The following is a 13,285-nucleotide window of genomic DNA, read 5'->3' on the forward strand; positions in this document are numbered from 1 at the left end:
ACGAGAGAGCCGTGACGCGCTATGAACTTCTGCATGGCGTTCTCCTTGGGAACGAGGGTTGGCGGCGATACCACCTTCGTACCCTAGGAGACGCCGTTTTGGGAGCTTGGGTTGCGGGCGAAGCCCCGCGCTAGGCGAAGCGAAGGGTCTACGTGGTCGACCGCCGAGATCCTTCGCTTCGCTCAGGATGACAAAGGACCTTTCGCGTTTTCCTTCGCGTTCTTCGCGCCCCTTCGCTTGCGCTCAGGGCATGCTTTGCGGTGAAAAAAATCACCCGTTTTTCGCCGCGAAGTCCCTCATCAGATCGCACAGCAGCTTGACCGAGTCGTACTCCATCGCGTTGTAGATCGACGCGCGGATGCCGCCGACGGAGCGATGGCCCTTGAGCTGCACCAGGCGCTCGGCCTCGCACGCATTCAGGAACGCTTTTTCGAGATCCTCGCTGGGCAGGCGCCACGCGACGTTCATCCGCGAGCGGCTGTCGACCTGCGCATGGCCGCGATAAAAACCGCCGGAGCCGTCGATCGCCTCGTACAGAAGCGCCGCCTTTTTTTCGTTGCGCGCGGCCATGCCGGTCAATCCACCTTCCGCCTTCACCCAATCCAGCACGTTGCGCAGCATGTAGATGCCGAACGTCGGCGGCGTGTTATAGAGCGAGTTCTCCTTGACATGCGTCTCGTAGCGAAGCATCGCGCCGAGCTCGCGTTTCGTCGCGGTTTGCAGAAATTCGTCGCTGACGATGACGACGGTGACGCCCGACGGGCCAAGGTTTTTCTGCGCGCCGGCGTAGATCAGCGCGAATTTCGAAACGTCCACCGGCCTTGAAACGATGTCCGAGGACATGTCCGCGACAAGCGGCGCCGTCGCCTCCGGGAACGTCGCGTACTGCGTGCCGAAGATCGTGTTGTTCGACGTGATATGCACGTAGCGCGCGGCGGCGTCGAAGGACGCGGCGTTAAGCGCGGGGATGCGGTCGAAGTTCGTCTCCTCGCTCGTCGCGGCAACGCGCGCCGTGCCGAAGAGTTTGGCCTCCTTGTAAGCTTTTTTCGCCCACGACCCGGTGACGACGTAGTCGGCGCTCGCGCCGTCCAGGAAATTCATCGGGATCATGTCGAATTGCAGGCTCGCACCGCCCTGCAAAAACAGGACGTGGTGCGTCGAGGGAATATCCAGAAGTTCGATCAGAAGCGATTTCGCCTCGGCGTGAATCGCCTCGTATTCCTTGCCTCGATGCGACAGCTCCATGACGCTCATGCCGGATCCGGCGACATCGAGCAGTTCCTCGCGGGCGCGTTCGAGCGCGGCAAGCGGAATGGCGGCGGGTCCGGCGGAAAAATTGTGCGCGCGGCTCATGAAGGGTCTCCCTGGAAGAAAAAACGTCGAAGGGCGTCGCGTGGGGAACGCGATCGCGTGCGCGTTTGATGCCACAAGGCGCGGCACGCGGCAAGGGCGGACGCTTGACGCGAATCGTCGCCGCATGACGCCGGTCGATGGTGACCTTTTCATCGGGTACGCGTATCCTTGCCGGTCACAAATTGCATTGAGCGAGGGTTCCCATGCGCGGGCGGTTGACGGTTTCGGTTTGTACGGCGGTTTTGATCGCGTTCGCCGGGCCGGCGTTCGCGCTTTCGATCGTCGAGCAGTCTCACAACATCGAGCGCTATCAGAACTACACCAAGAAGCCGATGCGCATCACGTTCGATGCGTCGCTCGACCCATCGACGGTGAACGGTTCGAACGTCTTCATCCACGTCGAGGGCGATCCGGGCGACGAGCTTCTGGTGAACTTCAGCCTCGACGCGTCGAACGCCGCGAACGACACGCTCGTCCTCACGCCCGCCGGCAACCCGAGCCGCTGGCCGTTTGCCCAGCGCCTCGTCCTGAACATCACGAGCGGCCTAAAGAGCGCGGGCGCCTCGCCGTTCGACGAGGTGTATCCGTGGGGGCAGACGTTCGTCGCGAACATCCCGAACGACATGGACACGCTCGAGGCGTGGGATCCGCAGGATCCCTTCGATTTCGTCGATGCGTTCGCGAACGCGAACGTGCTGGTGGCTTACGATCCCATCGACCCGGAGAACACGGACACCGCCAAACCCGAGACGATCCCCGGCATGGGCGCGACGGAAGCGTGGAAATACACGGCCGGGCGGCCGGACGTGCTGATCGCCGTGGTGGACGACGGCAGCGAGAAGTACAATTACAAGGAACTCGAGGACAACTATTTCCTGAACGCGGGCGAGCTTCCCGCGCCGACGATCGCCGGCACGCCGTGCTCGCCCGACCCGTACGACTGCAACGGCGACGGCAAGTTCAACATCCGCGACTACGACGACGACATCGGCGGGCCGTACACGATCGACGAGTTGATCGACCTGTACTCCGACGGCACGGACTCCGACGGCAACGGTTTCCCGGACGATATCTGCGGCTGGGATTTCCTTCGCAACACCAACGAGGCGCTCGGCGTCATCGATTTTCCCGAGGGCGGCCACGGCGAGGATCGCGCACGCGACGCGGCGGGCATCGCCGACAACGGCCAGGGCGATAAGCCCGGTTTTTGCCCGCGCTGCTCGGTGCTGCCGATCCGCGTTTCGGCGTCGGTGATGGCGGAGATGAACCTCCAGGGCGCGGGCGTGAAATACGCGTACGACATGGGCGCGTCGGTCGCGGTGTTCGCGTCGGAGACGTTGTCGTATTCGGGCGACGTCAATCGCATGTTCACGGAGATCTCGGAGGGCGGCATGGTGCTCATCGGCGTCGCGTCGGACGAGATGTCGTATCACCACGCCTACTCCGGCAGCGCGGACGACGTCATCAGCGTGAAGTCGATCTTCCCCATTCCGCCGATCGATTTCCTCGGCCTCATCCCCATGCACATCTTCGGTTTCACGGAAACCTATTGCAGCATGTGGGGCGAGACGCTGCACCTGTCCGGATCGTCCGGCGCGTGCAGCTCCGAGGCGGCGGGCAACATCGCCGGCATGGCCGGGCTCATCATGTCGCGCGCGAAAGACCTGGGGCTTTCGATCACCGCCAACGAGGTCAAGCAAATCCTCACGATGGGCGCCGACGACATCCACAAATTCTGCCTGACGTTCACCGGCGGCCATTGTCAGAAGGGCTGGGACGCGCATTTCGGCTACGGCCGACCGAATCTCGTCACCGCTTTCGACATGCTCGGCGACCCGGACAAGGGGCTTGCGCCCGCGATCCCGCCGGAGGCGAAGTTCCGCGAACCCGCGTGGTTCACGATTTTCGATCCGGTCGCGTCGCCGGCGATCGATGTCGCGGCGTACATCCATTCGCGCGGGCGCGATTTCAACTGGAAACTCCAGGCCGCCGCGGGCAAGGAGCCGAAGGAAGCAGATTTCAAGACGGTCGCGAACGGCAGCGGCAACGCGGCGATCGACGACGTGATCGCCCAGGTGGACATCGCGGGCCTGCTGCCCGAGGACGTCTACGCCAATCCGCCGGATTTCTCGTTCGACTTCACCGTCACGCTGCGCCTGCAAGTTACGTCCAACGCGCCCGGCCGCGGACCGGTGACGGGCGAGGATCGGCGCACCGTCGCGGTGCATCGCGACGCAAGCCCCGAGTCGGGCCTTCTCGAGGGCTTTCCGATCCACCTGGACTCCGCGGGCGAGGGCTCGATCGTCACCTACGATCTGGACGGCGATCCGGACGGGCGGCTCGAGTTGATCGCCGCGACGGCCGACGGCTGGCTCGTGGTGCTGAAGTGGTCCGACGCGAAGGGCGGGTACGTCGAGATGGATGGCTTCCCCGTCGATCTGAACGCCTACAGCGGCCTGGATAATCCCGGCGACTACGTCGACGCGCCGGTTGCCTCGCCCGCGGTGGCCGACCTGTTCCGCGACGGCGTGCCGCAGATCGTCGTATCGAACGCGGGCGGGTCGATCGTCGCCGTGCATCGCGACGGCAATCTGCACGCGGGCGGGCCGATCGTCGAAGGCTTTCCGGTGTTCTCCGACATGCCGGACAACTCGTCCACCGACACCTACGCGCACGGACGCGGTTTCTACTCGGAGCCGGTCGTCGCGAACCTGGACGACGATCCGGATCTCGAGATCGTCGCCTCCGCGTTCGATGGCAAGGTGTACGCGTGGAAGATGATCGATGCCGATCATGACGGCACGTTCGATCGCTTGCCGGGTTTCCCGGTGTTCGCGAAGTCGGTCGCGGGCGCGGTGCCGCCGGGCAAGGTCTGCCAGGGCGAGCTCGAGGAATATTCGCCGCTCATCCTCGGCACGCCGGCGGTCGGCGTGTTCGATCCGGACGCAGGCGACCCGGACATCGCGAACTACCCGTCGATCTTCATCGGCACGTCCGAGGTGTGCGACGGCGGCATCTTCAAGACGACGCGCGTTTACGGCATCTACCACGACGGCAACGCGAACGATTCGGGCTCGGCGTTCCTGCCCGGATTCCCGCTCGATCCCATCGGCCCGGTCTCCGACCTTCTGCCGCTGCCGCCGGTGACGCTCGGCGTCACGAGCACGCCCGCGATGGCACGATACGGCGGCAGCACGTGGCTTGGCATCGGCTCGGCGATCTGGTTTCCGCAACTGTTTGAGTGGGACGGCAGCACGATGACGATGCACACGCCGTCGTCCACGGGCTTCAACGCCCTTGCGCACGGCTCGTTCGGGCGGCTGGCGGGAGACGACACGCTGTATTACGTACTGCCGATATCGAGCATCCTCGATTCGATCGACAACTGGATCTCGCTGCTGTTGCCCAAACTCGAGGCGTGGAGCCTGGACGATCCCGACACGCTCGTCCTGTCGCACGACATGGAGGATTCCAACTGGTATCTCGGCGCGTCCATCGCGGATATCTCCGGCGACGGCCTGCCCGAGGCGATCGCCGGGTCGGGCGGCTTCCTCGTGCACGCGGTCGATCTCGACGAAAACGCGCCCACCGGCTGGCCGAAGTTCACGAACGGCTGGTCGGTCTCATCGCCGACGATCTCGGACGTGGACGGCGACGGCGTGCTGGAGGTGTTCAACTTCGTCCGCGAGGGATACCTGCACGGCTGGCGCTCGGAGGGCGACGCGTGCCGATTCGACGGCGGCGCGCCCGACTGGTGGACGGACCACCGCGACGAGCGTCACACGGGCGTTTGGGGCACGGACACGCAGCCGCCGGTCGTTGCGCTCGACGTTCAGGTGACGCGCACGAAAGACGGATACGAGATCGCGTTCACCGCGCCGGGCGACGACTGGCGCTGCGGCACGGCGGCGGCGTACGACATCCGCTACGCGGCAAGCGCGGCGGATCTCGCCGATCCGGCGAGCTTCTTGTCCGCGTCGAGCGTCCCCGCGCCCGCGCCGGCTATGGGCGGGCAAACCGTCAGCGTGGACGTGGACGCCGACGAAGACGATCTGTGGTTTGCGATCCGCTCCGTGGACGACGCGGGCAACCTGTCGCTCATCAGCGCGCCAGCCAACGAGAGCACGGCGGATGACGACACGGGCGACGACGACGTCGACGACGATTCCGACGACGATTCGGACGACGACGCATCCGATGACGACGACGCGGCGGACGACGACGATACGCTTCCCGCGGACGACGATGACGATGACGACGACGGAGGATGTTGCGGTTGCTGACCCCTGGGAGCGCAGGCGTCCCGCCTGCTTCGTTGCGATGTCAGAGCCGCGCGCGTGAGCAAGCGGCCTTCCCGGGAGCGCAGGCGTCCCGCCTGCTTCGTTGCGATGTCAGAGCCGCGCGCGTGTGCAAGCGGCCTCCCCATACGCCAGGCGAGACGGCCGCACGGAAGTCCGACGACACTTCATTGCGATGAAAAACCGGCCTTCGACATGACGCACCCACAAAAACCACGCGGCGCCCTCCATGTCGAAACGGCCCCTCCCCGGGACCGCAGGTGTCCTCACCTGCTTATCCGCGCGCTCGTACTGGCGATGCTACTCGCCTATGTCGCCACGCTCGCGGGTTGCGCGGGCGATGACGACGACGACAGCGACAGCGACAGCTACAGCGACGTCGACAGCGAAACCGCGATCTGCGATACGCCCTTCGAACGCACACTGCCGTTTTGCGAAGATTATTGCCGCGTGATCGAGGATCTTCGTGACGCCAAAGTCTGCGGGCCGGACCCGACGGGCGACGAAAACACCGCGTGCAAGCCCGGCCCCGGCCCGAGCGGTTATCAGGCGACGGACGAAGCTTACACCGACTATTGCGAATGCCGAACGCAGTCGCAGGCGCTGTGGCTAGATTGCGTCAATGCGTGTTTGGAACCGTGTGGCGGCATCGACGTTTGAGGCGGTGGATCGCAGGATCAATAAGGGAGCGGGTACGGCTATGACGCAGACGCCAAAATGACAAACCGCAAAAAACCACGCTGCGCCCTTCCCGCCGCAACGGCCCCTCCCCGGGACCGCAGGTGCGTGGCGCGCCATAGCTTCGCCGAAGGCGTTGCGACGGCGGGTCCTCACCTGCTTTGGCGCGCGTTCGTTCTTGCGACGCTCGTCGCCGTCGTCGCGACACTCGCCGGTTGCGCAGGTGATGACGATGATGACGATGACGCCGACGAAGACATCTGCGCGTCGCGCCCCGACGGCTACTATCAACAGTGTGAAGCCGACTGCAGCGACGTCGCGGAGCAATACCGCGACACCGAGTGCGGCGCCGACCCGACGGGCGAGGAGGATGGGGCGTGCGTCCCGTATGGCGAAGGCCAATACGAACCGACCGACGACGCCTATGCGGATTATTGCGAGTGCCTCGGAACCGTCGGCCAGGTTTGGCTCGATTGCTACAACGAGTGCGCCGCGCCGTGCGGGTATGCAGTGCCGTAGCGGGGCCGGATGTGTTTCTTCCGAGTTGCCTTCGCTCGGCATGAACGGGGAAACCGCTTGCTGACGCGCGCGGCTCCGTTCGTCACAACGCGCAACGCGGTCGTGCGTCAGTTGAGGTCGCCGCGCGCGGCTTTCGGCGATTTCGTCAAATCGAGAAACCGCCCGATTTTATCCGGCGAATGGCGCATGATAAAGCCGCAATTCTGGCAGCACACGATCAGCGAGAGGATCTTCGTATGACGCCCGCCCTTTGCCTTGGGGTCCGGCATCGATTTGGGAATCTCGTGGCGGATGTAGCCATCGATAATCGCGAATTCGTCGTGTCCGCAGCGTTCGCACGGGATGTGCGTCGCGTGTTGTTTTTTCAGCCAGTCTCCGAATCGAAGGGAGTGCGGCTTTGGCTTGTGCCTGATGAATTTGTCACGAGACATCGGTGCCGCTCCGCGGATGGAATCCCGTCCGGAATTGTTCCGCGATGCCGAGAACGTCCGCGTTATGCTCAACCAAATATCGGCAGTTCTTGCACGCCAGGCTGACGCACACGAAACCCGCCTTCATTGATTCCGGATTATGGGGTTTTTCCTCCCCGCGCACGTACATGGGGTGAAAAACAAAGCCGGGCAAAATGGTCCAGCTATTTTGCCCGCATCGGCCGCAAGGCTTGATCGCGCCAACCTTCGTCAACGCCGCCTTGACGGAGTTCATGTATTCATCCCAGTTGATGTCCACGTCTCATCCCCCGCGTGAAATATTCGATCCACGAACCGCGCATTCCGCCACCCCGCCGCGGCGGGGTGACGTCATTTGCGGCACTGACATCGCGACGAAGCAGGCGGGACGCCTGCGCTCCCGGAGCCGATCCTTCGCTCACGCTCAGGAGGCGTTCGGCGTTCCAGGGAAGCGTTCGCACCGGCACGCGCGCACGAACCTATTTCCTCTTTCCTGTTTCCTGTTTTCTCACCTTCGCTACTTCAGCAGCACCTCGATCTTCTGCATGAACGTCCCGATGTCCTTCGCGTACTCCGGCGAACCTTCGGTGACGAGGTAGCCTTTCGCGACCGCCTCGACGAGGAGCGCCTGGCTTGTCAGCACCAGGAACGCGCCGTCCATCGTCGTGAAGCGCATGTGGATGAACGGGCGCTTACGCGTGTATTCGCCGCGGCCGGATTTGCTGCGTCCGCCTTTGACGCGCAGGTACGCCGCGGGCCCGCCGTCGACGCTCCACTGGAAGATGCGATCGGGCTGGTTTTTCGTCCAGTCGACCATCGACGGATCGCCCATCCGGTTCAGCCGGCTGAGCGCGTTCGTGATCATGTAGAGGACCATCTTCACTTTCAGCGCGCGGCCGGCGGGGTCTTTCGGGAGATTTTTCGGATCGAGGATCTTCAGCCCCAACAGAAGCGGCAGCACGCGCAAGATGACGTCCAGGCGCCACAGCGGCGTGATGCGCGGCATATACGCGAGCCCCACCTTGCCGCCAAAAAATCCGTTCAGCGCGGTCTTCGTCGGAAAGACGAACCTGACCGTCGGCTTCTCGTACCGCCCAAGTTTCGCCTCGATCTCGCCGTTTACGAAAACGAGATGCGTCGCGAGGGCGTCCTCGTTTTTCACCTCGAATTGCACGATGGCGTTGAAACCGCGAAGGAGCTTGTCGTATTTCGCCTTGTGCTCCTCGCGCAGCACCTTCGCGAGCGGCAGCGCGCTGCGCAGATACAAAATCGAACGCGCCGTGTCGTCGTCCGGGCGGACGCGCGGCGCGGCGGATTTCGGGTCGGCGAGGTTTTCGGCGGTCGCTAGCATGAGGATTGAGGATCGAGGATAGAGGATTGAGTGGAACCGCCGTCGACGCGCCAGACGATCGAAGAATTCACCGCAAAGGCGCAAAAAACGCGAAGCGGCATCGAATCACGGATTGTGTGGACTAAATCCTCGATCCTCAATCCTCGATCCTCCATTCAGATCTCGTCTTCCCAGTCCTCGTCCTGTTCGAAATCGCGTTTCATCACCTCGCCGATGGCCTCTTCGATGCCGTCGGCGTCGATCTTGTTGATGTGCATGAGGTCTTCGGGGTAGCCGGCGGGCGTGAACGAATCCTGCACGCCGAGCTTTTTCAGCACGCATCCCTTGCCACTTTGCGCGATGACGTCCGCCACCGCGCTGCCGAGGCCGCCGAGCACGTTGTGGTCCTCCACCGTGATGATGCGGCGCGTATCGACAAGCGCGCGCATCACGGCTTCCTCATCGAGCGGCTTGATGGTGTGCATGTCCAGGACGCGCACGGAGAGCCCCTGCTGCTTGAGGCGATCGGCCGCATCGAGCGCATGATAGACGCACCACCCGCACGCGATGACGGTGACATCCGCGCCCTCGCGCAACTCGATGGCCTTTCCGATCTCCCAGTCGAAGTCGAGATTCTTCCACACCGGCGGTTCGAACGAGCGGCCGATGCGCACGTACACCGGGCCGTCGTACGCGATCACCGCGGCGGTCGCCTTGGCGGTTTCAAACGCGTCGGCCGGCGCGATGACGGTCATGCCCGCGATCGCACGCATCACGGCGAAATCCTCGGTGCAGTGGTGCGTCGGTCCGGCCTGGCCGAAGGAGGTTCCGGAGTGCGTCGCGATGATTTTCACGTTGCGGCGGTTGTACGCGAGGTCGGTGCGGACATGCTCGGCGCTACGCAGCGCGGCGAACGCGGCGAACGTGGAGACGACGGGGATCAGCCCCGCCTCCGCCATGCCCGACGCCATACCGATCATGTTGTTTTCCTGGATGCCGACGTTGAAAAAGCGCTCGGGGTGCTTTTTCTGGAACGCGCCGATCTTGGTCGATCCGGCAAGGTCCGCGGTGAGCGCGACGATGAGCGGGTTTTCCTCGCCCAGGCGCGTGAGCACCTGCCCGTAGATTTCGCCCTGCGTCATCGTGTCGGCGTCGTCGATGGTCCAGGTCAGGCCGATGGCCATGGCGTCTCCTTGAGGAAATAGGAAATAGGAAATAGATTTTAGAGCGATTATCGGCGGTTCAAATCTCTTGGACAAACGGAGCCGTTTGGTGTTTGCTCCGGTTTTCCCAATCATCGCTCGAAATCTTGGTTGCGCTCCCTTTTCGAATATAGGCTGCTTGCGATTCCTCTATTTCCTGTTTTCTATTTTCTATCTTCTATCTTCTATTTTCTCACTTCTCGTAATATTTCCGAATCGCTTCCATCGCCCGGATCGCCATCTCGTTGTCCAGGCCGCCGTAGTGCCACTTGGGGATCTGCTCCATCCATCCGACGCCGGCGCCCTTTTTGGTTTCGGCGATGATGACCGTGGGCTTTTCCGTTTCCGCGCGGGCGGTCTCGATCGCGTCGAAGATCTGCACAAAATCGTGGCCGTCGATGGTGATGGCGCGCCAGCCGAACGCCTCCCACTTTTTGGCGAACGGCTCGATCGCCATGATCTCCTCGGTCGGCCCGTCGATCGACATGAAGTTGCGATCGACGAACGCGGTGAGGTTCGTGATCTTGAAGTGCGCCGCGCACATCGCGGCCTCCCAGATCGTGCCTTCCTGGCATTCGCCGTCGGACAGGATGACGTAGGTGTGCCAATCGAATCCGCGCAGCCGCGCGCCGAGCGCAAAGCCGAGCGAGATGCCGAACCCGTGCGCGAGCGAACCGGTGGACGCATCCACGCCGGGCACCTTGTGGCGGTCCAGGTGCATGCCGAAACGCGAGCCGGTCTTGCCGAACTTGTCGAGCTCCTCTTCGGGGAAAAAGCCGAGGTCGCCGAGGATGATGCCGTGGCCGAGCCCGCCGTGCCCCTTGGAGAGGATGAAGCGGTCGCGCCCTTCCCACTTGGGGTTTTTCGGATCGACCTTCATGTATTTGTAGTAGAGCGCGACCATGATGTCGGTCTGCGAAAGCGAGCCGCCAAGGTGCCCGCCGCCGGATTTTTCGGTGACCGTCACGATGCGCTCGCGAATCTGGCGCGCCTTCGATTTCAGGCGCGCGATCTCGTCGGCGCGCGAGGGTGCGCCTTCCGCGTGTTCAACCTGCGGCGTCGCCAGTTCCTGGGCCATGTCGCACCTCGATTTCGTGCCCGAACGCCATCCGGGCGGCTTGCGGCCGCCCACGGAGGCGTCCGCATGAGTCGTCCGGGATTCGAACCCGGGACCTACGGATTAAAAGTCCGTTGCTCTACCAACTGAGCTAACGACCCGAGCCCCCCGCTCGGTTCCGTGCATATCGGTTTCGCCGAATCGCGTCAAGGACGCGCCGCGGTTTTATTGTCCTGAGGGCCGCGCAGTCGTGCTGCCCATCCTGAGGGCCGCGTAGTCGTGCTGCCCATCCTGAGGCCCGCGCGGTGGTGTTGTCATCCTGAGGGCCGCGCCGCGGCCCGAAGGATCTCGCCCCGTGCCGGCACGAACGGCGATCCTTCGCCTCGTCCAGGGATGACAAAGCAGGTTGACAAGGCCGCGCGGCGGCGGGCCGACGTGAAATTCGGCGCACCTATGGAATCGCCCCGCAAAATGTTAGGGTACACCGCTTTTATCGCGGCGTTTGGGGACGTCTTTTGTGGGAGGGGAAATGAAATCATCGCGGGCTTGCGCGCTTGTCGTGCGTGTTCTCGTTTTCGTCTTTGTCGTCGCGTTCGGTGCGTCTTGTGAATTCGGAGACGGCGGCGACGCGTCCGGCGAACGCGGCGAAACGGCGTCGCGATCCTCCCTTGAATCGACGCCGGGCTTGGAGCGCAACGACCAAATCGACGCGCGTCCGCCCGCCGAACTCGAACCCGTCCCCACGCTCGACGGTCTATTCCCCGGCGAGGCCCTCGTCGGCGAGCGCTTCGTCGTCGGCCCCGGCCAGATCGTCGACTTTCTTGTTTCCGCCGAGGTCGAGACCCTGTTTGGCGCGCCCGACTTTCCGGATCGCGTCCCGGCGCCGCCCGCGCCGATTCCGCCGGGTGAGGAAAATCTTGTTGTCGAAGGACCGAAGGGCGACAACGCCGCGCCGCGCGCGACGCTCGCGGCGGGCCCGGCCGTCACGGCGAGCTTCGCGTCGGAGGACGATACCGGCTGGATCCCGCCGGACACGCACGGTTCGGTGGGACCGAGCCACCTTCTGACCACGCTGAACGGCGGTGTGCTGATCCAGAACAAAACCGGCGGGACGCTGTCGTCGCAGACGCTCGTCAGCTTCTTCTCCTCGGTCCTCGGCGGATCGACGAACGCGTTCGATCCCAAGTCGCTGTACGACCCCTACGACGGGCGCTTCATGTTCGTCGCGTGCGCCAACTCGTATTCGTCGAGCTCCGGCGTGCTGATGGGCGTGTCGGCGACCAGCGACCCGACGGGCGCCTGGTATCTGTGGCTCATCGACGCGGACTCCACCAACACCTGGTGGGCGGACTACCCGAGCATCGGCTTCAACGACAAGTGGATCGTCGTGACGATGAACATGTTTACGAACTCGGGCGGCTCGTATTATCGCAACTACGTCTGGGCTTTTGACAAGGCGTCGATGTACGCCAACACGGGAGCGCCGTACACGCTGTTCACGACGGACTCGACGTTCACCAAAGTGCCGGCGCAGACGTTCGACGCGACGCTCGCCGATATCCACCTGCTGTCGAGCTGGTCGAGTTCGGGCCTCTACCGGTTCACGCTTTCGGGCAGCGTCGGCGCGGAATCGCTGACGTACAACGGCTTCACGTCAAGCCCGCAGGGAACGTGGTCGTACGACGGCGGCACGGACTTCGCGCCGCAGGCCGGCGGTTTCGCGGGCGTCCAGGTCAACGACGTGCGCATGCACACGGTCGTGTATCGCAACGGTTCGTTGTGGGCGGTGCACTCGGTTTTCTACACCGGCGGCACGCCGCGCGCGTCGATTCACTGGTGGGAGCTCAACGCGTCCACCGGCGCGGTGATCCAGTCGGGCCTGATCGACGATCCCACGGGCACCTATTATTTCGGCTTCCCCAGCATCGCGGTGAATCAGTACGACAATGCGCTGATCGGCTACGCGTATTTCTCGGAGCTGATTTACGCGAGCGCCGCTTATTCATTCCGCTACAGCACCGACGCGCTCGGCGTCCTGCGCGACACGACGCTGCTGAAAGCGGGCGAGGCATATTATTACAAGACCTACGGCGGCACCCGAAACCGCTGGGGCGACTACAGCAACACGGCGGTTGACCCCACCGACGATACGGCGATGTGGACGATTCAGGAATACGCCGAGTCGCCGTCGAGCTACTGGGGCACGTGGTGGGGCAAGGTTGATGGAACGCCCACGACGACGACCACGACGACGACGACGTCGACCTCGACTTCGACTTCAACTTCGACCTCGACCTCGACATCAACTTCGACCTCGACATCGACATCGACTTCCACATCGACCTCGACCTCGACCTCGACCTCGACGTCGACCTCGACATCCACGTCAACTTCGACCT

General features: G+C 63.6%; 10 protein-coding genes and 1 tRNA gene. 4 read left to right on the forward strand and 7 right to left on the reverse strand.

The window, feature by feature from the left end:
• Positions 1–270 precede the first annotated feature (270 nt).
• On the reverse strand, positions 271–1,353 hold the full coding sequence (serC, locus tag K8I61_01470) for a 3-phosphoserine/phosphohydroxythreonine transaminase (GenBank protein ID MBZ0270678.1): 1,083 nt from the start codon (positions 1,351–1,353) through the stop codon (positions 271–273).
• A 203-nt stretch (positions 1,354–1,556) separates the two neighbouring features.
• Here serC and K8I61_01475 point away from each other — a divergent pair, with 203 nt between their 5' ends.
• From K8I61_01475 to K8I61_01485, 3 genes are all read left to right on the forward strand, one after another.
• Positions 1,557–5,636, forward strand: coding sequence for a hypothetical protein (locus K8I61_01475; protein MBZ0270679.1), 4,080 nt, complete (start codon positions 1,557–1,559; stop codon positions 5,634–5,636).
• A 312-nt stretch (positions 5,637–5,948) separates the two neighbouring features.
• Complete coding sequence (locus K8I61_01480; GenBank protein ID MBZ0270680.1) at positions 5,949–6,311, forward strand: hypothetical protein; 363 nt, start codon at positions 5,949–5,951, stop codon at positions 6,309–6,311.
• A gap of 126 nt (positions 6,312–6,437) precedes the next feature.
• Positions 6,438–6,848: a hypothetical protein gene (locus K8I61_01485; protein MBZ0270681.1), complete on the forward strand. Its 411-nt coding sequence runs from the start codon at positions 6,438–6,440 to the stop codon at positions 6,846–6,848.
• Positions 6,849–6,955: 107 nt separating this feature from the next.
• On the opposite strand, the gene K8I61_01490 is transcribed toward K8I61_01485, so the two are convergent.
• From K8I61_01490 to K8I61_01515, 6 genes are all read right to left on the reverse strand, one after another.
• Positions 6,956–7,279 carry a hypothetical protein gene (locus tag K8I61_01490; GenBank protein ID MBZ0270682.1) on the reverse strand — a complete coding sequence of 108 codons (324 nt, stop codon included), beginning with the start codon at positions 7,277–7,279 and terminating at the stop codon, positions 6,956–6,958.
• Complete coding sequence (locus tag K8I61_01495) at positions 7,269–7,577, reverse strand: hypothetical protein (protein MBZ0270683.1); 309 nt, start codon at positions 7,575–7,577, stop codon at positions 7,269–7,271. The genes K8I61_01490 and K8I61_01495 overlap by 11 nt, the downstream gene beginning before the upstream one ends.
• 237 nt (positions 7,578–7,814) lie before the next feature.
• The gene (locus K8I61_01500) at positions 7,815–8,648 is read right to left on the reverse strand and encodes a hypothetical protein (protein MBZ0270684.1); all 834 of its coding nucleotides are present in this window, start codon (positions 8,646–8,648) and stop codon (positions 7,815–7,817) included.
• A 155-nt stretch (positions 8,649–8,803) separates the two neighbouring features.
• Positions 8,804–9,811 carry a transketolase family protein gene (locus K8I61_01505; protein ID MBZ0270685.1) on the reverse strand — a complete coding sequence of 336 codons (1,008 nt, stop codon included), beginning with the start codon at positions 9,809–9,811 and terminating at the stop codon, positions 8,804–8,806.
• 211 nt (positions 9,812–10,022) lie between these two features.
• The gene (locus tag K8I61_01510) at positions 10,023–10,907 is read right to left on the reverse strand and encodes a transketolase (protein MBZ0270686.1); all 885 of its coding nucleotides are present in this window, start codon (positions 10,905–10,907) and stop codon (positions 10,023–10,025) included.
• Between the two features lie 67 nt (positions 10,908–10,974).
• Positions 10,975–11,047, reverse strand: a tRNA-Lys gene (locus K8I61_01515).
• A gap of 368 nt (positions 11,048–11,415) precedes the next feature.
• Here K8I61_01515 and K8I61_01520 point away from each other — a divergent pair.
• Positions 11,416–13,285 (forward strand): hypothetical protein (locus K8I61_01520; GenBank protein MBZ0270687.1); only part of this gene is annotated, 1,870 nt, incomplete at its 3' end.

The sequence above is a fragment of the bacterium genome (assembly GCA_019912885.1).
Taxonomy (GTDB): Bacteria; Lernaellota; Lernaellaia; order JACKCT01; family JACKCT01; genus JAIOHV01.